Origin of the sequence: Burkholderia cepacia (assembly GCF_029962485.1) — a bacterium.
Taxonomy (GTDB): Bacteria; Pseudomonadota; Gammaproteobacteria; order Burkholderiales; family Burkholderiaceae; genus Burkholderia.
In genome coordinates, this window is record NZ_CP073639.1 from 442,972 (window position 1) to 462,247 (window position 19,276).

Annotated in this window: 17 protein-coding genes; 4 read left to right on the forward strand and 13 right to left on the reverse strand. The window is 65.9% G+C overall.

Annotation, left to right across the window (positions count from 1 at the left end; genetic code table 11):
• Nucleotides 1-3: 3 nt before the first annotated feature.
• Nucleotides 4-1,491 (reverse strand): FAD-linked oxidase C-terminal domain-containing protein, encoded by a 1,488-nt coding sequence (locus KEC55_RS33090; protein WP_282513091.1) that lies wholly within the window; start codon nucleotides 1,489-1,491, stop codon nucleotides 4-6.
• Between the two features lie 240 nt (nucleotides 1,492-1,731).
• Between KEC55_RS33090 and KEC55_RS33095 the strand changes: the two genes are divergently transcribed.
• Together KEC55_RS33095 and KEC55_RS33100 are read left to right on the forward strand one after the other, a co-directional pair.
• Nucleotides 1,732-2,607 (forward strand): alpha/beta fold hydrolase, encoded by an 876-nt coding sequence (locus KEC55_RS33095; RefSeq protein WP_282513069.1) that lies wholly within the window; start codon nucleotides 1,732-1,734, stop codon nucleotides 2,605-2,607.
• Between the two features lie 39 nt (nucleotides 2,608-2,646).
• On the forward strand, nucleotides 2,647-3,789 hold the full coding sequence (locus KEC55_RS33100) for an FAD binding domain-containing protein (RefSeq protein ID WP_282513071.1): 1,143 nt from the start codon (nucleotides 2,647-2,649) through the stop codon (nucleotides 3,787-3,789).
• A 30-nt stretch (nucleotides 3,790-3,819) separates the two neighbouring features.
• Here the strand turns inward: KEC55_RS33100 and KEC55_RS33105 are convergent, their stop codons facing one another.
• Both KEC55_RS33105 and KEC55_RS33110 read right to left on the reverse strand, forming a co-directional pair.
• The gene (locus KEC55_RS33105) at nucleotides 3,820-4,101 is read right to left on the reverse strand and encodes a YciI family protein (RefSeq protein WP_044847093.1); all 282 of its coding nucleotides are present in this window, start codon (nucleotides 4,099-4,101) and stop codon (nucleotides 3,820-3,822) included.
• A gap of 113 nt (nucleotides 4,102-4,214) precedes the next feature.
• A complete protein-coding gene (locus KEC55_RS33110; RefSeq protein WP_282511533.1) occupies nucleotides 4,215-5,006 on the reverse strand; it encodes an alpha/beta fold hydrolase in 792 nt (263 codons plus the stop codon).
• 337 nt (nucleotides 5,007-5,343) lie between these two features.
• Here KEC55_RS33110 and KEC55_RS33115 point away from each other — a divergent pair, with 337 nt between their 5' ends.
• Complete coding sequence (locus tag KEC55_RS33115; RefSeq protein WP_282511535.1) at nucleotides 5,344-6,204, forward strand: helix-turn-helix domain-containing protein; 861 nt, start codon at nucleotides 5,344-5,346, stop codon at nucleotides 6,202-6,204.
• 61 nt (nucleotides 6,205-6,265) lie between these two features.
• Here KEC55_RS33115 and KEC55_RS33120 read toward each other — a convergent pair whose 3' ends face one another.
• The 10 genes from KEC55_RS33120 to KEC55_RS33165 form a co-directional block, all read right to left on the reverse strand.
• The gene (locus KEC55_RS33120) at nucleotides 6,266-7,198 is read right to left on the reverse strand and encodes a fumarylacetoacetate hydrolase family protein (RefSeq protein ID WP_282511537.1); all 933 of its coding nucleotides are present in this window, start codon (nucleotides 7,196-7,198) and stop codon (nucleotides 6,266-6,268) included.
• Between the two features lie 48 nt (nucleotides 7,199-7,246).
• Complete coding sequence (locus KEC55_RS33125; RefSeq protein ID WP_282511539.1) at nucleotides 7,247-8,548, reverse strand: MFS transporter; 1,302 nt, start codon at nucleotides 8,546-8,548, stop codon at nucleotides 7,247-7,249.
• A 94-nt stretch (nucleotides 8,549-8,642) separates the two neighbouring features.
• On the reverse strand, nucleotides 8,643-9,830 hold the full coding sequence (locus KEC55_RS33130; RefSeq protein ID WP_282511543.1) for an acetamidase/formamidase family protein: 1,188 nt from the start codon (nucleotides 9,828-9,830) through the stop codon (nucleotides 8,643-8,645).
• A gap of 48 nt (nucleotides 9,831-9,878) precedes the next feature.
• On the reverse strand, nucleotides 9,879-10,430 hold the full coding sequence (locus KEC55_RS33135; RefSeq protein WP_282511545.1) for a GlcG/HbpS family heme-binding protein: 552 nt from the start codon (nucleotides 10,428-10,430) through the stop codon (nucleotides 9,879-9,881).
• 187 nt (nucleotides 10,431-10,617) lie between these two features.
• Nucleotides 10,618-11,742, reverse strand: a complete 1,125-nt coding sequence (locus KEC55_RS33140) for a YncE family protein (protein ID WP_282511546.1) — start codon at nucleotides 11,740-11,742, stop codon at nucleotides 10,618-10,620.
• 102 nt (nucleotides 11,743-11,844) lie between these two features.
• A complete protein-coding gene (locus tag KEC55_RS33145; RefSeq protein ID WP_282511548.1) occupies nucleotides 11,845-12,948 on the reverse strand; it encodes a porin in 1,104 nt (367 codons plus the stop codon).
• Between the two features lie 275 nt (nucleotides 12,949-13,223).
• Nucleotides 13,224-14,231 (reverse strand): ABC transporter permease, encoded by a 1,008-nt coding sequence (locus KEC55_RS33150; protein ID WP_282511551.1) that lies wholly within the window; start codon nucleotides 14,229-14,231, stop codon nucleotides 13,224-13,226.
• Nucleotides 14,228-15,208, reverse strand: a complete 981-nt coding sequence (locus KEC55_RS33155; protein WP_282511553.1) for an ABC transporter permease — start codon at nucleotides 15,206-15,208, stop codon at nucleotides 14,228-14,230. Before KEC55_RS33155 ends, KEC55_RS33150 begins: the two co-directional genes overlap by 4 nt.
• 2 nt (nucleotides 15,209-15,210) lie before the next feature.
• Nucleotides 15,211-16,716 carry a sugar ABC transporter ATP-binding protein gene (locus KEC55_RS33160; protein ID WP_282511555.1) on the reverse strand — a complete coding sequence of 502 codons (1,506 nt, stop codon included), beginning with the start codon at nucleotides 16,714-16,716 and terminating at the stop codon, nucleotides 15,211-15,213.
• A gap of 91 nt (nucleotides 16,717-16,807) precedes the next feature.
• Nucleotides 16,808-17,818: a sugar ABC transporter substrate-binding protein gene (locus KEC55_RS33165; protein ID WP_282511557.1), complete on the reverse strand. Its 1,011-nt coding sequence runs from the start codon at nucleotides 17,816-17,818 to the stop codon at nucleotides 16,808-16,810.
• A gap of 380 nt (nucleotides 17,819-18,198) precedes the next feature.
• On the opposite strand from KEC55_RS33165, the gene KEC55_RS33170 reads away from it, so the two are divergent.
• Nucleotides 18,199-19,263: a LacI family DNA-binding transcriptional regulator gene (locus KEC55_RS33170; RefSeq protein WP_282511558.1), complete on the forward strand. Its 1,065-nt coding sequence runs from the start codon at nucleotides 18,199-18,201 to the stop codon at nucleotides 19,261-19,263.
• Nucleotides 19,264-19,276 lie beyond the last annotated feature (13 nt).

Genomic DNA, 19,276 nt, shown 5'->3' on the forward strand with positions numbered 1-19,276 from the left:
TCCTCAGAAGCGCGGAACATCGGCGAACCGCATATTGCCGCCGCGAATCCGCAGGCGGCCGAGTTCGACGCAACGGCACGGTGTCGGGAACACCTTGCCCGGATTGAGCAGCTCGTCCGGATCGAACGCGCACTTGAGCCGCTGTTGCAGTTCGAGGTCGTTCGGTTCGAACTGGTAAGGCATCAGGTCGCGCTTCTCGACGCCGATGCCGTGCTCGCCGCTCAGCACGCCGCCGAGATCGACGCACGCACGCAGGATGTCGGCGCCGAACGCCTCGGCTTTCTCGAGGTCGCCGGGTTTCGCGGAATCGAACAGCACCATCGGGTGCAGGTTGCCGTCGCCGGCATGAAAGCAGTTCGCATAGTCGAGGCCGTGCCGCTTCGACAGGCTGTCGATACGGCTCAGGATTTCGGCGAGCTGGCCGCGGGGAATCGTGCCGTCGGTGACATAGATGTCGCGCGCCACCTTGCCCATCGCGCCGAAGGCGAGCTTGCGCGCGCGCCACAGCTGTTCTCGCTCCGCCTCGGTCCGGCTGATCCGCAGGTCCACGACGCCGGCATCGCGCGCGATGCGCTCGACCTCCGCGGCCAGTGCGTCCACCTCGCTTTCGATGCCGTCCAGCTCGCACAGCAGCAGCGCCTCGACACCCGGCGGCGGCAGTTCGCCGAGCAGCGACGACACCGCGCCAATCACCTTGCGGTCGACGAATTCGAGCCCGGCCGGCACGATGCCGTGCGCGATGATCGCGCCGACGCAGCGGCTCGCCCGCGCGACGTCGGCAAAGCCGAGCGACAGCACGCGCGCGAGCGGCGGCTCCGGCGTCAGGCGCACCACGATCTCGGTCACGACCGCGAGCAGCCCTTCGGAGCCGATCAGTGCGCCGCACAGGTCGAACTCGCCGTCGGCGCCGCCGACGAACGCACCGCCCAGCGTGAGCACTTCGCCCGTCATCAGCACGATGTCCATCCCGGTGACGTGATTCGACGTGACGCCGTATTTCAGGCAATGCACGCCGCCCGAGTTCTCGGCCACGTTGCCGCCGATCGTCGAAATCGCCTGGCTCGACGGGTCCGGCATGTAGCAGAGCCCGAGCGAGCGCACGGCCTCGGTCACGCGCACGTTCTGCACGCCCGGCTGTACGCGCGCCACGCGGTTCGCGGCGTCGACTTCCAGGATCCGGTTCATCCGCGCCGTGCCGAGCAGCACGGCATCCTCGAGCGGCAGCGCGCCGCCCGACAACGACGTACCCGATCCGCGCGGCACGACCTTGATGCGCGCGGCATGGCAATAGGCGAGCACGCGGCTCACCTGTTCGGTCGTTTCGGGCAGCACGACCAGCAGCGGCAATGCGCTGTATGCGGTCAGACCGTCGCTCTCGTACGGGCGCCGCTCCGCTTCGCTGTCGAGCACCCACTCGTCCCCGACGATCGCGCGCAGGTCGCGTGCGATCGCCGCACGGCGCGCGACGACGGTCGAATCGACATCTGGCATCTTCACGCTCGGGCTCCTTGTGCGCCGCTAGAGGCGCGCTTCACCACGAGGATTAGAGGCCGCAGGCGATCCGGCCACAACTTAATCGTTGTGAAGCAATCGATGCTGGCCGCGCGCGGCAACACAACACAAGACGAATTCAGAACAATTTATCCGTCGCGCCGGGCGTTTCGCCTATCCTCGAAAGGCATCTCCGCACGCGCCCGCCGCGCGCAGGCCGAACCGAACAGGGATCCTCACATGACCGCCGCCACGCCTTCGATCACCCATCACACCGTCACCGCGAACGGTATCCGCCAGCACTATATCGATGCCGGCAGCGGGCCCGTCGTCGTCCTGCTGCACGGCTTTCCGGAAACCAGCTTCGCGTGGCGCTTCCAGATTCCCGCGCTGGCGCAGCGCTACCGCGTGATCGCGCCCGATCTGCGCGGCTACGGGGAAACCGACAAGCCGGCCGCCGGTTACGACAAACGCAACATGGCACGCGACATCGCCGGGCTGCTCGATGCACTCGGCATCGGCCGCATCGCGCTCGTTGGGCACGATCGCGGCGCACGCGTCGCGACGCGTTTCTCGAAGGACTTCCCCGAACGCGTCGACCGCCTCGTCGTGATGGACAATGTGCCGACGCGCATCGTCGCGCAGAACATGACCGCGCAAACGGCGCGCGCGTACTGGTTCTTCCTGTTCCACCAGGTGCCCGATCTGCCGGAGGCGCTGATCGCCGGCAAGGAAGCCGAGTGGCTGAGCTACTTCTTCTCCGACTGGTGCTACAACCCGCACGCGATCTCCGGCGACGCGTTCGACACCTACGTGCGCGCGTACCAGCGCCCGGGCGCCGTGCGCGGCGCACTGGCCGACTATCGCGCCAACGCGGAGGACGTGAAGCAGGATCTCGTCGACGCGGACGTCCGGATCGCGTGCCCGACTATGGCCATCTGGGGCGAGGATTTCTATGCGGTCGGCAGGATGTTCGACATGAAATCCGTGTGGGAAGGCATGGCGACGAACTTGCGTGCCGAGCCGATCGCGCAGTGCGGGCACCTGCCGCAGGAGGAGCAGCCGGAGCGCGTAAACGCGCTGCTGCTCGACTTCCTGAAGCACTGGGAAGGCTGAATCGATGCGCGCGCAACGAATGATCGGGAGAAAACCATCATGAGCGACGTTTCCAGTCCGCTGGCGGTCGTCATCGGCGGATCGGTGGGCGGACTATTCACGGCGACCGCACTGCGGGCGGCCGGATGGCGCGTCAAGGTGTTCGAACAATCGCCGAACGACCTCGACAGCCGCGGCGGCGGCATCGTGCTGCAAGCGCCGATCGAACGCGCATTCTCGTTCGGCGGCGTGCCCGTGCCGCACGACGCGGGCGTCGATTCAGGCGACCGGATCTATCTCGACGAACACGACCGCGTCGTGCAACGCCTTTACATGCCGCAAACGCAGACCGCGTGGAATGTGATCTACACGGCCCTGAAGCGCGCGCTGCCCGCGGACGTCGTACAGGCCGGCGTATCGTTCGAGCGGTTCGAGCCCGAAGGCGACGGCGTGATCGCACATTTCGCGGACGGCCGCGTCGAGCGGGCCGACCTGCTGGTCGGCGCCGACGGCGGTCGCTCGAACGTGCGCGCGCAACTGCTGCCCGATGCGCGGCCCACCTATGCCGGTTATGTCGCGTGGCGCGGGCTCGTCGACGAGCACCTGCTTTCCGATACGGTGCTGCAGGTACTGCGCAACCGCTTCACGTTTCAGCAAGGCGATGCGCATCTGTTCCTGACGTATCTGGTGCCTGGCCGCGACGGCGCGATCGAACCGGGCAAGCGTCGCGTGAACTGGGTCTGGTACCGGCGGCTCGCAGCGGACCGCATGCCGTCGCTGTTTCTCGCACAGGACGGCACGCAGCGCGACGGTTCGCTGCCGCCCGGCGCGATGCGGGACGACAACCGGCTCGAACTCGTGGAGGCCGGCAACCGGATGCTCGCGCCGACGCTCGCCGCGCTCGTCGACGCAACGCAGGCGCCGTTCGCCCAGGCGATCCTCGATCTCGCGGTCGACCGCATGGCTTTCGGGCGCGTGGTACTGCTCGGCGACGCGGCCTGCCTCGTGCGGCCGCACACGGCCGCCGGCGTCGCGAAAGCGGCGGAAAATGCGGTCGGGCTTGCCGAGTCGCTGCGCGGCGTCGCGCACGGCCCGGCGTTCGACGCGGCGCTGTCGCGCTGGGAAGCCGTTCAGCTTGCGACCAACGCGTCGCTGTCCGAACTCGGGATTTCGCTCGGCACCCGGATCATGGGGCGCGCGTGACGGGCCGCCGATGAATCGCACGAAGGCGCCTCAGTGCTCATCTGCCCGGTTCAGGAAAAACCGGATGTCGACCGTCTTCCAGATGCCTTCCGTATGGAACGGATCGTCGAGCACGAGTCGCCGCACTGCTTCGATATCGTCTGCGTCGTAGAGGAACAGGCTTCCGCCCACCGAGCCGTCCGGATCGATGAGCGGCCCTGCAATGCGCGCCTTCAACGGAGAAGCGAGCAACCGCGCCTTATGCGCGGCAAAGTGAGCCTGACGACGCTCCGCCATACCCGGATGATCGAGGCAGTAGACGATGAAAAGCATGTTCCTTCCTTATTCCTGGAATCCCGTATTCGATTCGGATTCCTGTATTTAAATAAAATATCTGACGAATTCATGAGCGAAGCTGTTCCGTCAGTTTGAGAACATCGACGCGATCAGCGCCCGTAGCGCAGCAGGAAATCCCGCAGTTTCGGATTGACATCGCGCGCATGGGTCAGGTTCGGCGTGTGTCCGGCCCCGGCTACGCCAACCATTCCCTTGGAGTTCGGCAGCCCTTCGGCAAGCGCCTCGCCGCAACGCAGCGGAATGGCCGCGTCGGCCATGCCATGGACGACGATCGACGCATGCGTGATCTCGGCGAGCCGCGGTGTGATGTCGTCGCGCGACGTCAGCGCATCGACCGGGTATTCGAAGTGGTCGCGCGGGATCTTCAGCCATTTCTCGATCCATGCAGACGCGGGATAGCCGGCGCCAAGCAGGAACCCGGCAAGGTGCTCGGCGACGTTGGTCGCGCCATTTCGCGCCCACTCCGTCTTGAGCTCCTCGAACGACGCGATCACCGGTGCGTCGTCGAGATCGCTGCGCGTCGCGATCAGCGCGAGCGCGCGGAACCTGGCGGGTTCGAGCAGCGCCGCGCGCATCGACACGAAACCGCCCTGCGACATCCCGACCAGCGAAGCCGTCGCGATTTCGAGGTGATCGAGCAGCGCGATCAGGTCGCGGGCCGAATCCCAGTAGCTGAACGCGCGGTCGATCGGCCCCGTCGCGCCGAAGCCGCGCTGATCCCAGACGACACACCGAAACGCGTCGTTCAGTGCGTCGACGTTCGGTCGAAACATGTCGCCGTCCATCAGGAAACCGTGACTGAAAACGACCACCGGCGCGTCCTTCGGGCCGGACTCTTCATATGCGAAACGGATACCCTCGCGTTCAAACCAAGCTTTCATCCTCAGCCTCTCGTCAACTCGGACCAGTCCGGGCAGCGCCGTGCGGCCCGCTCGCTTCACACTCTATCTTTCATGCGTGCGGAGCGATGGTCGTTTGAAGCGACGGCTTACCGGATCGTCCGGATTTTTTGCTGCATTGCATTTCGATGCGTTGCGCAGGCAGCATTTGCGATCTTCCCCGGATTGACGTGCCGCCGCGCATTTGATTTAGTAGATGGCTTGTGCGGACGTTCAGGCGACGCCTCTTTATCGCAACGGTGCCAGCTGTTTGCATCGACGCGAAACGGGCGCAACCTGCGACGGCGTTCCAGCCGCGGCGATACCGGAGAAGGTTGAAATGGTGCAGGCAGCAATGGAATCGGAAAAGCCGGTGTGGATTCTGCAAGGCGAGTTCGGCCGTGCCACGGTGAACTTCATCAGCCGGCCGCTGGTCGCTCATGCGCATTCGCAGTACCAGTTCCTGTTCAAACTCGGCGGGAGCGACTGCGAGTTCCGGATAGGTGCCGAGGAATGCACGCTCAGCGCCGACGCCGCGATCTGCCTGAATCCATGGGTCGAACACGCAAAGTGCGCGAACAAGGACACGCCGTCGCTGATCCTGTCGCTCGTGATCGAAACGCCCTGGCTGCGCAAACGGCTCGGCCTGGCGGACGGCGGCCCGGCCGATATCTTCCCGCGCAAGCTGGTCGTCGTGACACCGGACGTGCAGCATCACGTCGATCGTCTGGCGGCCGCCATCACGAATCATCTGGTTGCGCAGGATGCGGGCTGCCTGCCGATTCTCGAGGATCTCGTCACGGCGCTCGGTCGCGATTTTGCCGATCCGGAGCTGACCACGCGCATCGCGCCGTCAACGCGCCCGGTCGACTTCAGAATCCGGAAAGCGCTTGATTTCATCAAGCGCGCGCCGTCCGCGAACATGACGGTCACGCAGGTCGCGTCCGAGGTCGGGCTGTCGCGGTCGCGCTTTTTCGAGCAATTCCGGCGCTGCATGGGCATCTCGCCGCAGCACTTCATCGACTGGGTTCGCATGTCGCATGCGATCCGGCTGCTTGCGGAGAGCGACCGGCCGCTCGCCGACATCGCGGACGAGCTCGGCTTCGAAGAGCATAGCCACTTCACGCGCTTCTTTGCGCAGCACATGGGCGTGCCGCCCAGCGATTTTCGCCGGCATTCGGTCAAGCTCGATCTCGAATGACTCGACCGACCGGCGCGGTCATTTTTGCCGCACGCGCGCGGATGCGCGCATGCGGCTCAGGTCAGGCCAGCAGTTCCGACGGATCGGCAATCACCGGATTGGCCAGCACGCCCAGTCCGTCGATCTCGATCTCGACCCAGTCGCCCGGGCGCATGTGCACGAGCCCCGGCGTCGGAAACGGGCCGTACTGGCGCGACAGGTCGTTCCCTTCCGCGTCGTCGGGCTCCGGCTTCAGCGCGCCCGGCGTTCCCATCGCGATCAGGTCGCCGGGCCGCAGACGGTAGCCGCGGCTCAGATAGCTGACCGTGCGCGCGACGTCGATCAGCATGTCGTCGAGCGGTGCGCGCTGCCGCACCACGCCGTTGATGCGCGTGAGCACCGTGCGCTTCGCCGGGTCGCCGAACTCGTCCGACGTCATCAGCCACGGTCCGTAGGACCCCGATGCTTCGAAACATTTCCCGAGGCCGAATTGCCGGTTGTGCACCTGGTATTCACGCACCGAGCCCTCGTTCAGGCACGTGTAGCCGGCGACGTAGTCCAGCGCGCGCTCGACGGGGACGTAGCGTCCCGGCTTGCCGATGATCACGCCGAGCTCGCCCTCGTAGTCGAACGCGCGGGCGACCGCTTCCGGCGGCGCGACGATCGGCTCGCCCGCGCCGACGTAAGAAGCGGCCGTGCGCAGGAACAGATGCGGATAGTCGGGATTCGTTTGCAGCCCCGTCTCCGCGATATGGCTCTTGAAGTTCAGCGCGAGCGCCCACATCGCGTTCGGCCTGTCGAGGAACGGCTTCAGCGTCACGGACGAGAGCAGCCGCGTGCCGGTCTTGCCGGCAGCCGATTCGCGCAGGCGTTCGAGCCCGCCGTCCATCTCGAGGATCGCGATCAGATTCGCGGGCAGATCCGGCGCGATTTCCGCGACCGGGACGAAGTGGGTGTCGCTTGTGACGACGCCGAGCGCTTGATGGCCGGCGTCCGAGTAAGCAATGATTTTCATGATTGAGCGTGATTCCGCAAGTTTCCAGGAAGACGTGTCGAGAACGATTCAGTGCCCGGCCGGCGCGCCGCCCGCGGCCGGTTCGCGACCGCCCGCACGGCGGCCGATGATCGCCAGCGCGCCGAGCGCGGCAATCGCGGCGATCGCCGGCACCACGGCGACCAGCACGATGTTGCGCGGATCCCAGCCGGTCGCGAGTAGCGCCCCACCGATCGCCGGGCCGACGAACGAACCGATCCGCCCGATTGCATGCCCCCAGCCGACTCCGGTGGCGCGGATGCTCGGCGGATACACCGCGACCGCCAGCGCGGTCTGCCCCATGATCCCGTTGACGAGCCCCGCGCCGATCACGCCGATCGACAGCAGCACGGCCAACGGCGACAACGCGGCCTGGCTCAGCGCCGCGATGCCGGCGATGACGCAGACGATCCCCACCGCCAGCGCCGACTTCACACGCAACCGCCCGGATACCGTCATCGCCGTGACCGCGGCCGTCATCAGCAGGTTGCCGCTCAATCCGCCGACACTGAACGCGGCCATGCCGGCCGGTGCGCGGTCGAGCGAGAAGCCGAACGAGAGCAGCATGGTCGGCAGCCAGAACAGCAATGCATAGACGTCCATGAAGATCAGGAACGAGAACAGCCACAGCACGGCGGTATAACCCGCGCGGCCGTCGGCGAACAGCGCGCGCACCGGGCTCGCCACCGGCCGCGCCGGATGCTGCGCGCCCCTTGCCGGCGATGCTGCCGCGGGCAGGATCCGGAAGAACGCCGGCGCGACCGCGAACGGCAGTACGCCGCCGACCAGGAACACCGACTGCCAGCCGAACCGGTGCATCAGCGGGCCGCCGATCAGCCCGCCGATCACCGCGCCGACCGACATGCCGGTCGTCACCAGTACCGACGCGGCGACCTTGTGCTTGGTGCCGATGATCGTCGCCGATGCCGTGATCGCGATCGGCAGCGCCGCGCCGAGCCCGATCGCCGCCAGGACGCGCAGCACCGACAGCAACGCCACGCTGCTCGCGGACATCGTCAGCAGCGTGCAGCCGCCGAACAGCGCGACGCTGGCCAGCCCTACCGCACGAAGTCCGAAGCGATTGGCGAGCGAGCCCGTGACGATGAAGCCGATTGCCGCGCCGACATTGGTCGCGACGAATACCGGCGTGAAGGCAGCCGGCGCGAGATGCCAGTCCCGCGCCAGCGTCGGGACGACGAACGAGATCGACGTCGTATTGAAGCCGTCGAGCACGACGACGAGAAAGCAAACGAGCAGCGCGACTGCCCGGCTCATGCCGCCGACCTCGGCCATGCCGGTGTCGACCGCGGTCTGTTGATCATTCTGTTTCACTACGTAACCTCCTGCGGCGCGCCCGCGCCGGTTCGCCGTGAAGCGCGACCCGGCCCGGTCGGCCGCTCGTTCCGAAGCCATGAAGAACATGCGCTTATGCGCGCACGTGGTCCGACAGGCGCCGCAGCATCTCGGCGGAGAAAATGTTCTTCGGCACCATGCAGTGCACGCCTTTCGGCGGTTCCGTCTTGTAGACGGTTCCGGTCTGGTGCGCGTACTGCGTGATCCGGAAGCTCCCCGCCACGCTCAGGATGCCGTAGCAATCGACCGCCGCAATGCCGGTGGCCGATGCCATCCAGCCGATCGTTTGACGAATGCACGCAACCAGCGCGTCGTCGAGGCTGTCGGCGAAACCGAAGCCGATCCAGTGCTCCGGGGTCTCGGCCAGCGGGCCGTTGAGCGACGCTCGCTTGTGAAGCACGAACTGGATGCGCATCTCCTCGAATGCGGATTCGATCGACGTCTGATCGATGTTGCCCTCGCCCGACGCACCCATCGACCCGCCCGTCCAGACACGTGCGCCGGCCACCTGCACCGGCAGAAAGATCGAGGTGCCGACGCCGAGCACCGCGCAGTCGAGATTGCCGCCGTAGCTGCCGGCGAAGTTCGCGCTCGTCACGCGGTCACCGGGCGGCTGGGTGCCGAGATAGGCCTGGAACGGTTTCAGCGGAATCTGCACGCCCGGCACATACGACGCGTAGGTGCGCGCATCGTCGAACTTCAGGTAACGGAGATACGGACCGAAGTCGCCCGGCAGCGCGCCGACGCCCGGGGGCGCGGAGTTCCAGCCCCAGTCGATCGGGCGCATCTTCAGCATGCGGCATTCGACGACGTCGCCGGGTTCGGCGCCTTCGATTTCCACGGGCCCGATCAACGAGAACGCGCCGTTCGGATATTTCTTGCGGATGGGCTCGCGCTCCTTGAACCCCATCCCGTACTTCGCTTCATTACCCCAGTTGGTCCACGTGCCGTCGTACCACACCGTGTCGCCGGACCGGATCGATGCCGCCGCCACCGCATCCGGTGTCATCTGGCCGACCTGCACCGTTTTCCACGATGGCACGAGCTTCACGGTGTTGCCGCCCGGTACCACGCGCATCGTGGCGGCGTGCGCCTTGGGGGCCGCCGTTTGCGCGCGTGCGACGCCGGCGAAACCTGCCGCGATCGCGCCGAAGCCGAGCTTGAGCATCGTGCGGCGGCATTGCGAGGTCCCGTCCATCGTCACCGCGCCACGCGTCTCCATGTCGCTTGCCGGGACGTCGCCCGGGTGTTCCATTTCCATGTTGTGTCTCATACGTCTTCCAGACCTGGTTTTAAGGACAACGCGCGTTCAACGCGCGGATTGAGCGCCGAGCCCGGCGATCGCCTTCAGCACCACCTGATCGTCGGTCTCGGATGGCGCGCCGGCCGCGCCGAGCGCGCCGAGCAGATGGCCGTTCATGAACACGGGGAACGTGCCGCGGCCGGGCAGGAACGGCGCGTAATACCCGGCGCCGGACATGTTGCTGTACTCGGACGGATCGTCGCGATAGCGATGTTCGAGCGTGACGCCGGACTGGCCGCCGAGCGCGACTGATGCGAACGCCTTGCCGCGCGCGAAGTCGACACTCGAAAACGATGCGCCGTCCATCCGCACCGCGGCGAGCAGATGACCGCCGGGATCGACGACGGCGAAGCCCATCGCCAGGTGTCGCGCGTTCGCCTCGGCGACGGCGAGCGAGAGCAGCGTCTGCGTCTGCGCGTAGCTCAGCACATAGGTCGTCACCGCGACGTTGCCGTGCGTGTCTTCGGCGAACGAAGCGTGCATGGCGCCGGCGAGCCCGGCCCAAACGCCCGCCAGCTTCAGCCACCGCCGAACCCGTAACCTGAATTTCACTTCCATTTCCTGACTCCACTTCACCCTGTACGCCCAAGCTCCAGCGTACGTCCGGCCAGGCCGGGCGACCTGACCATCCAGCCTCGCGATTTACCTTCGCGTCCGATCTTCGATGTCACGCGGCGGCAGGGCGTGATGCTCAAAAAAATCCGCGGGAGCCCATCTCCCGCGGACAATCACCACACTGGAGCCCTTACTCCGTCGCGAACACCGCGACGCCGGTTCCCGGGAACTGCGCGGACGAGCCGGCGCCGTACGGAACGAATACGTGATGCGACTCACCGTCGACCGCGACCGAATGCGAGAACTTGCCGGTCGGAACGATCGCCACGAGGCTGCGGGTGCTTGCGTCGATGATCCCGAGCGCGGGGTCGAACTTCGCGTCCTTCGCGCCGACCCGCGAGATGTTGTCGGCCGAGTGGTGGCCGCCGGCGAGGAAGTAGCGATTCGAAACCGCGTCGTAGGCCACCTCGTCGGCGCCGCCGAACGGCAGTTGAGCGAGCGGCGTACCGTTCGTCCGGTCGATGATCAGCGTCGTCTGCTTGCCGCCTTCGTCGGGATCGCAGCCGATCAGCGCATCGTTGCCCGGCCCGAGCGCAAGGCCACTCGGGCTGTCGCAGCCCTTCAGCTTCAGCGCGGCCTGAACGACCGGCTTGCCTTCGAGCACCGATTTCACCGGGATCAGGTCGACCTCACCCTTGGGGTTGGCCTTGGTCCCGTCGTTGTTCAGCACGAAGTTGTCGTTCTTCGCGTCGAACTCGCACGCCTCGAGGCCGGTCGAGTCCGCGAGCGGCATCTTCGCGATCACCGAATGCGTGTCGGTATTGAAGAAGGTCACGAACGGAGGCTGCTCGGCGCCGCTCGCGAACATCGCGACATGGTGCTTCGGTGCGAGACAGCCTTCGTCCACGCGAATGCCCGACGAGCTGACGTCGATGCGCTTGACGAGCTGCTTCGAGGCGACGTCGATCACCTTGACGGAATTCACGTCGCCCACATACACCAGCGACGTGCCGGGAATCGGCAGCACGCCCGACGGGCCCGACTTCTCGTGCGACGGGCCGATACCCGCGAAGTCGGCCTTGATCCGGTCGCGCAGCTGCATCGTCTTCGCGTCGAATACGTCGAGCGTTCCGTTCGCACCGTCGGCGAGGTAATAGTTGCCGTCCGACACGGCGCTGATATCGAAACCGAACGACTTTTCGCTCGTGACCGGAATGGTCGTGATCAACTTCGGGCCGCCGGCATCGGCGCCCCACGCAACGGCGGCGGCCGCCGTCAGGCTCATCATGGCAAATGCGACATAGGCTTTTTTCATCTTTGACTCCTCCTGATACTCATCGATAGACCCGGTACGAACCGGAATGCGAGGCTTGCGCGGTCGGCCGACACCATGCCGGCCGACCGCCGGGCGATACGGTCAGAACGTGTGCGCGAGGCCGACCCGGATGTCCGCCTGATGGCCGGTCGGCGCCGGTGCGAAACTCGCGCCGATCACCGCATCCACACCCGCGGACGCCTTCAGGTAATCGGACGACAGGTAGACCGTCGTGCGCTTCGACAACGAATACAGCGCCGCGGCCGTGACCTGGTTCCACGCGTGCGCTTCGAAGCTGGTGTGCTGATAGCCGCCGACGAGCTGGAACGCAGGTGTCACCTGCCACGTCGCGCCGCCTTCGTAGACGTTCATGACCGACTTCGCGTCCTGGAACTTCAGCACCGTGTTGGTGTAGTCCGCGTACAGCGTGACGTTGCCGATCGCGTACGATCCGCCGACGCCGAGCGTGCCGAGCGAGCGGATCTGGAAGGACGGCGCGGTGTCGGTGACGCTGTCGCCCGAACCGGTCGCGACCGGCAGGCCGAAGAACGAATGCACGCCGATCTGTGCGTACGGGTCGATCGTCGGCGTGGCGACGAACGTGTACATCGTCGCGAGCGTCAGCGGCCCGTTCGTGTACTGCACGCCCGCGCTCCAGCCGCTGCCGTCGTGGAAGCTGCCGGGGGTATTGCTGAACCCGTACATCGCACCGAACTGGAAGCCGCCCCACGTCGGGCTCATGTACTTGATCGAGTTCGTCAGCCGGTCGTTGTTCGTGCGGTCGAAATCGCCGAGGTGAATCGCGTAGCCGCTGCCGGCCGAGCTGACGTTGAGCGGCGCGAGGAATTCGGCGGTGAAGTCGAACTGCTTGCCCAGCGTGATCATCCCGTAGGGCGTCTGCACGCCGACATACGCCTGTTGCCCGAACAGCGTGTCGGGCTGGTTCAACTGCCCGTTGTTCAGGTTGTACAGCGACGACAGCTTGAATATCGCCCGGTAACCGCCGCCCAGCTCTTCGGCCCCCGACATGATCCACAGGTTCGGGAACAGCACGCCGCTGTCCATCTTGAAGTTGTGATGCCCGCCTTCGTTCGTCACGTAAGTCAGGCCGTTGTCGATCTTCCCTGAGAGCGAGATGCTGCTCTGCGCGAAGGCCGAGCCGCTCAATGCCACGCCGATCAGTGCCGCGATCGCTGTTTTTTTCATCTCCACCACTGTCTACCCCTCCATTTCAGTCTTTCGATGCCGGATGCCCGCGGATGGAATGCTTTTTTTATCTGTATAACTAATCATTCCGGTAGCTACTTCGGTAGTGAAAGGTCACGAGAGCCGATCTGATTTTTTGCCAGAACCGGATCGTGCGATGCCGATCACCTGGACTTCATGTTAAGGACACTTCGGCCGGCCACCGTCGCCGAAGAGTCCCGTCGCTTGTCAAATCGTCTCTTTGTTTTCGTCGGGACGGTCTTGACTGCGGACCGTCAGCCGCCGCGCTCGGCATTCCGGCGGCCGAGCGCATCGGTGAGCACTGCTACCAGCAGCACGACGCCGACGACCAGCGGCTGCAGGTTGGCATTGAGGTTCAGCAGGTTCATTCCATCGATGACGAGGGCCAGGGTCAGACAGCCGAGCAGCGTGCCGAGCAGGGTTCCGGTTCCGCCGAACAGCGACGCACCGCCGATCAGGATCGCCGCGATCGCGGGCAGCAGGATCGGATCGCCCATCGCCGAATCGGCCGCATTCACGCGCGCGAGATAAACGACCGCGGCGATCCCTGCCATCAACCCGCTGATCGTGTAGACCGCAATCCGGCGGCGGCGCACCGGAATCCCGGACAGCCGCGCCACTTCCGGATTCGCCCCGATCGCGTAGATCTCGCGGCCGATGTTCAGGCGCGCGGTGACGACCGACCCTGCGACCAGCACGAGCAGCATCATGTAGACCGGAATCGGCACGCCCCACCAGAACCCGGTGCCGAGCGCACGAAAACCGGCCGGGAAGCCGAAGATCTCGTTGCCGCCCATGTAATGAAAGGCGAGCCCCTGCACGACCCAGAGCATCCCGTAGGTCGCTAGGAACGGCGGCAGCCGCAGGAGCGTGACAGCCAGGCCGTTCAGGAGCCCGATCGACGCGCCGCACGACATCGATATCGCGACGGCGAACCACGGGGAGACACCGGCCTTCATCGCGCCGGCCGCCAGACAGGCGGACAGCGTGAGGTTCGCGGCAATCGACAGGTCGAACCCGCCCGACAGGATCACGATCGTCAGACCGGATGCGAGCAGGAACATCAGGCTGGCCTGGCGCAGGACGTTCAGCAGGTTGCCGGACGTGGCGAAACTGTCCGATGCGAACGCGAGCGCGATGGCAACGACACCGACGAACACGGCGCGATAGATCAGCGCGGTCGCGTCTTCGGACAGGCGGCCACGTCGATCGATGCCGATGACGCGCATCGACGCAAGCCGGGATGGGATCTGGATACTCATGCTTGTGCTCCTGCGACGCGGGATTTGAGGACACTGTCGACAACGACGACCGCCAGAACCAGCAGGCCGATCGTCACGACCTGCAGCGACGATTCGATGCCGACCAGGTTGAGCGCATTGCGCAGCACGCCGATCGTCAACACGCCGATCACCGTGCCGGGCAACCACCCTTCCCCGCGCTCGAACGACGTGCCGCCCAGAACGACGGCCGCGATTGCGTCGAACTCCATGCCGATCGCGGCATTCGGCTCCGCCGAGTTCATGCGGCCGACGAGCAGCAGCGCGGCAAGGCCGGCGAACAGGCCGCTCATCACGTAGATCGCGACGTGATAGATACGCGCCCGGACACCGGCCAAAGTCAGTGCGTCCCGGTTGCCGCCGATCGCGAACACATAGGTGCCGAACCGGGTGTGGTAGAGCAGCAGATGCGTAACGGCGTATGCCGCGAGCGCGCAGACGATCGGGAACGGCACGCCGAGTACCGACGAACCGTAAAGCGCTCCGACGAGCGGATTCGTGACGACCACCGCATTGCCGTCCGTCATCACGAGCGCGACACCGTGCGCGACGCCGAGCGTGCCAAGCGTCACGACGAACGGCGGCAGCCCCAGGCGCGCGACGAGCGTGCCGTTCAGCAGGCCGATCGCGATGCCGACCGCCGCCGCCGCGCCGAGCGCGGCAACGATGCCGGCGCCGACGCCGAGCGACTGCGCGAACACGACGCCGCAGAGGCTCAGCAACGCGCCGACCGACAGGTCGAGCCCCTCGCTCAGGATCACCAGGGTCATCGGCATCGCGATCATCACGAGGATCGAGACCTGGAGGCCGATATCGACCAGATTCGCACGCGACGCGAAACCCGGTACGCCGAAAGCCGCCGCCGCGACCAGCGCGACACTGGCCCATACGATCGAAGGCAGCGGCCGTTTGCGCCGCGCTGCCGGATCCCTGCCATTCCGTTTCGTTTCAATCGACATCGTCAACCTCCATGCATGGCCAGACCGAGAATGTTTTGCTCGCTCAATTGTTCGCGCTGCAGTTCGCCCGAAATCGCGCCGCCGCGCATCACGTATGCGCGATCGCATACGTGCACGATCTCCGACAGCTCCGAGCTGATCAGCAGGACGGCCGCCCCCTCCTCGACCAGCCGCTCGATCAGGTTGAAGATCTCGGTCTTCGCACCGATATCGATGCCGCGCGTCGGCTCGTCGAAGATGTACAGGCGACACTCGGCACTGAGCCACTTGCCGATCACGATCTTTTGCTGGTTGCCGCCGCTCAGGTTGCGCGCCCGCTTCGCCGGGTCGCCCGGCGCGATCCGCAGCATGTCGATCAGGTCGCGCGTCGCCCGGGTTGCGCGCGCCGGGCGATACCAGCCCTTCGGGAACAGATGCCACAGGCTCGACACGAGCAAGTTCTCGTGGACCGAGCGACGCAGGGCGAGCCCCTCCTGCTTGCGGTTTTCCGGAATCAGGCCGACGCCGCGCCTGACGACTTCGTGCGGGCCGCCCGACACCGGTTTGCCGAAAATCTCGACGCGCCCGCCTTTGATCGGATCGGCGCCGATCACCGCGCGCGCGACCTCGGTCCGCCCGGCGCCGACCAGGCCCGACAATCCGACGATCTCGCCGCAGCGCACCTGCAAGTCGACCCCGTTCACGCCGGTCGATGTCGTCAGTTCGCGCACGTCGAGCGCCATTTCCCCGCATGCACCGAAATACCGGCGCTCGTAGACCGCGCCGACCTTGCGCCCGACCATCAGCGCAATCAACTGGTCGGGGGTCGCGTCGCCGGCCGGCATCGAGGTCACCAGCCGGCCGTCGCGCAGAACGGTCACGCGATCGCCGAGATCGAACACTTCCTTCATCCGGTGCGAGATGTAGACGATCGCCACGCCTGCGTCGCGCAACCGGTGCACGACCGCGAACAGTGCGTCGGCTTCGCGGTCCGAGATGGCTGCGGTCGGCTCGTCCATCACGAGCACGCGCGCGTCGTGCGACAGCGCTTTCGCAATCTCGACCATCTGTTGCTGCGCAACCCCCAGGTCCGCCGCATGGGTTCGCGTGTCGTACGCGAGCCCGAGTTGCGCGAGCACGACGGCGGCATCCGAATGCATGCGCCGGTGATCGACGAGGCCGAAGCGGTTGCGAGGCTCGCGGCCGAGATAGATGTTCTGCGCGATCGACAGATGCGGCACGAGCGAGAATTCCTGGAAAATCACCGCGATGCCCAGGCGCTTCGCGTCGGCGGGCGATTCGATCGCGACCGGCACGCCGTCGTAGCGGATCTCGCCGCTATCGGCACGGTAGGCGCCGAACAACACCTTCATCAGCGACGACTTCCCGGCGCCGTTTTCGCCGAGCAACATGTGCACCTCGCCCGCGTACAGCGTCAGGTCGACGTCGGTCAGCGCCGCCACGCCAGGAAAATGCTTGCAGATCTTGCGTAATTCGAGACGCGGAACGCGCCCGGTCAAAGTTTCCATGCTCATCTCCACGGTGCAGGTCGGCGCGCGGCCGTGCGTCATGCGGCAGCCGCGGCGCCGTCCCGCGATACGGCCCGCCCGGCCGCGCGCGTCACTTGCTGGCCACGTCGCTCCAGGCCGGGCATTGACGCTGATCGCCCGGCAGCTCGAACGGCGCATAGTTCGTCTTGTCGATCACGATGCCCTTGATCAGCACGGTGTCGGGCACGGGTTCCTTGCGCAGCGTGCGGACCGCGGCCATCGTCGCGATGCAGCCCATCTTGAAGCCGTTGAATTCGGCCGTTGCCAGCAACCGCCCTTCCTTGATCGCCTTGACCGACTCGGGCACGCCGCCGATGCCGACGACCTTCACCTGCTTCTGGCCCGCGGCCTCGAGGGCTTCGATCGCGCCCATCGCCATCACGTCGGCGGCCGCCAGCACGCCGTCGATCTTCGGATTCGACTGGATCAGGTTCTCCATCACCTGAAGCGCCTGCAGCCGCTGATAGTTCGCCGGCTGCGCCGCCAGCAGGTGAACGTCCGGGAATTCCTGAAGGGCTTTCCTGAACCCGCGTTCGCGTTCGTCGCTCGTCGTCGAACCCTTCACGCCTTCGAGGATCACGACATTGCCCTTGCCGCCGAGGCTCTTGAACAGGTAACGCGCGACGTCGAGACCGAGGTTGTAGTCGTCCGCGACCACGACCGAGGAAAACTTGCCGCCCGCCACACGATCGTTGTAGTTGACGACCGGAATGCCGATCGCGTTGATCTTCTGGATCGCAGGCACGACGCCGTGCGGGTTCACGCCCATGAACAGCACGGCGTTCGGTTTCTTCACGCCGACGTCTTCCAGCTCGCTCAGTTGCTCGCCGAGATCGTTCGGCCGCGTCGGCGCGTAGTTCGTGACCGACACGCCGAGCTGCTTCGCCTCGGCGTTGACACCGGCACGAACGAGCGCGAAATGCGGATCGACCTGGTTCTTGTAGAAGGCGGCGATCGTCTCGCTTGCCGCAAGCGCGCTCGCGCCGTGGAAGATGCCGATCGTCGCGGCGGACGCGGCGACGATGCACATCGCGGCCCGCTTGCGCGCCGGCTGGCGTTCGGGTTTAAGGTTCGTCTCCATCCACTGGCTCCTGTACGTCGTTCAGATTGGCCACGCCGCCTGACGGCATGACATCCCGGGTAACAGCGTGCAACCGTTTGCATAAATTCAGACAAAAGATGACCGGGCAACGCATCGACGTTACCTGTCGCATCTTTGAATCGACCGGGGTTTTTCCGGGCTTTTGCGTGCCCGATTGTCGATGGCATCTTCGACTTCGGCCACGGTTCGGCCGATTGCATCCGGCATGTGATTTACTTTATGCAAACGTGTGCATATCCTACTCAATGGAACTGTGCTGTCAATGAGGTTTAGTGCTGAAAACATTAGGGTTTCACCTGCAACATTGATCGCAACCCATTGCATGGATACAATCGGATGCCTATTCTCCAGCGGGTTCCATGAGCCAATCCCCCGAAGCGCGCGGCACCGGCCGCGTCACGATTCGCGAAGTCGCCGCGGCGGCATCCGTCAATGCGTCGACGGTGTCGCGCGTGCTCAATCCGGCCACGCGCCACCTGATCGGCGACGAAGTCGTGCGTCGTGTGCTCGCCGCGGCCAAGTCGCTCGGCTATCGGCAGAACCGGCTTGCCTCCGCGCTGCGCGGCGGGCAATCGAAGGTGATCGGCGTTTGCCTGCCCGACATCTCGAACCCGGTGTTCCCGCCGATGGTCTGCGGCATCGAGGAGGAACTCGCGGCCGAAGGCTATGGCGTGCTGATCGCGAACATCGTCGGCAAGCCGAAGAACCAGGAACGGATGCTCGAGCAGATGCTCGAGCGCCAGGTGGACGGCCTGATCCTCGCGACAGCCGCGCGGCACGATCCGCTCGTGCGGCGCTGCATCCTCGACGGCGTGCCGGTGGTGCTCGTCAATCGCGGCGAGGACGGCGGCCACGTGCCGGAAGTCGTCAACGACGATTTCCTGTCGATGCGGCTCGCGGTCGAGCATCTGGTCGGGCTCGGGCACAAGCACATCGCGCACCTGTCCGGGCCGGAGCGGCTCGCGACCGGTCTGTCGCGGCTGCAGGGCTTCCAGATCGCCACCCAGCAGCACGATCTCGCGGCCAACGTCGTCGTGGAAGCAGCCGAGTTCACGCGCGAAGCCGGGCGCCTCGCCTGCGCGCAGTTGCTCGACACGCATCGCAGCGTGACCGCCATCATCGCGGCAAACGATCTGATCGCGCTCGGCTGCTACGACGTGTTTGCCGAGCGGCGGATCGTGTGCCCGAAGGACATCTCGCTGATCGGGCACAACGACATGCCGCTGCTCGACATGCTGAATCCGTCGCTGACCACGCTGCGCATCCAGCATCGCGAGATGGGCCGGCAGGCCGCGCGCCTGCTGCTCGGCATGATCACGACACCGGGCAAGGCGCCGATGCGCATCACGCTGCCGCCGGAACTGATTGTGCGTGGGTCGACCTGTGCACCGCGGGCGGCAGGCAGCCGGGCGCGCGCGACCTGACGCGTCGCGCCGA

Excerpts from the sequence above, each read along its gene's own strand:
- KEC55_RS33110 (WP_282511533.1), bottom strand. The coding sequence starts at position 5,006 with ATGAAAGCTTGGTTTGAACGCGAGGGTATCCGTTTCGCATATGAAGAG.
- KEC55_RS33120 (WP_282511537.1), bottom strand. The coding sequence starts at position 7,198 with ATGAAAATCATTGCTTACTCGGACGCCGGCCATCAAGCGCTCGGCGTC.
- KEC55_RS33155 (WP_282511553.1), bottom strand. The coding sequence starts at position 15,208 with ATGTCGATTGAAACGAAACGGAATGGCAGGGATCCGGCAGCGCGGCGC.
- KEC55_RS33130 (WP_282511543.1), bottom strand. The coding sequence starts at position 9,830 with ATGGAAATGGAACACCCGGGCGACGTCCCGGCAAGCGACATGGAGACG.
- KEC55_RS33095 (WP_282513069.1), top strand. The coding sequence starts at position 1,732 with ATGACCGCCGCCACGCCTTCGATCACCCATCACACCGTCACCGCGAAC.
- KEC55_RS33135 (WP_282511545.1), bottom strand. The coding sequence starts at position 10,430 with ATGGAAGTGAAATTCAGGTTACGGGTTCGGCGGTGGCTGAAGCTGGCG.
- KEC55_RS33170 (WP_282511558.1), top strand. The coding sequence starts at position 18,199 with ATGAGCCAATCCCCCGAAGCGCGCGGCACCGGCCGCGTCACGATTCGC.
- KEC55_RS33160 (WP_282511555.1), bottom strand. The coding sequence starts at position 16,716 with ATGGAAACTTTGACCGGGCGCGTTCCGCGTCTCGAATTACGCAAGATC.
- KEC55_RS33140 (WP_282511546.1), bottom strand. The coding sequence starts at position 11,742 with ATGAAAAAAGCCTATGTCGCATTTGCCATGATGAGCCTGACGGCGGCC.
- KEC55_RS33100 (WP_282513071.1), top strand. The coding sequence starts at position 2,647 with ATGAGCGACGTTTCCAGTCCGCTGGCGGTCGTCATCGGCGGATCGGTG.
- KEC55_RS33145 (WP_282511548.1), bottom strand. The coding sequence starts at position 12,948 with ATGAAAAAAACAGCGATCGCGGCACTGATCGGCGTGGCATTGAGCGGC.
- KEC55_RS33165 (WP_282511557.1), bottom strand. The coding sequence starts at position 17,818 with ATGGAGACGAACCTTAAACCCGAACGCCAGCCGGCGCGCAAGCGGGCC.
- KEC55_RS33150 (WP_282511551.1), bottom strand. The coding sequence starts at position 14,231 with ATGAGTATCCAGATCCCATCCCGGCTTGCGTCGATGCGCGTCATCGGC.
- KEC55_RS33105 (WP_044847093.1), bottom strand. The coding sequence starts at position 4,101 with ATGCTTTTCATCGTCTACTGCCTCGATCATCCGGGTATGGCGGAGCGT.
- KEC55_RS33090 (WP_282513091.1), bottom strand. The coding sequence starts at position 1,491 with ATGCCAGATGTCGATTCGACCGTCGTCGCGCGCCGTGCGGCGATCGCA.
- KEC55_RS33115 (WP_282511535.1), top strand. The coding sequence starts at position 5,344 with ATGGTGCAGGCAGCAATGGAATCGGAAAAGCCGGTGTGGATTCTGCAA.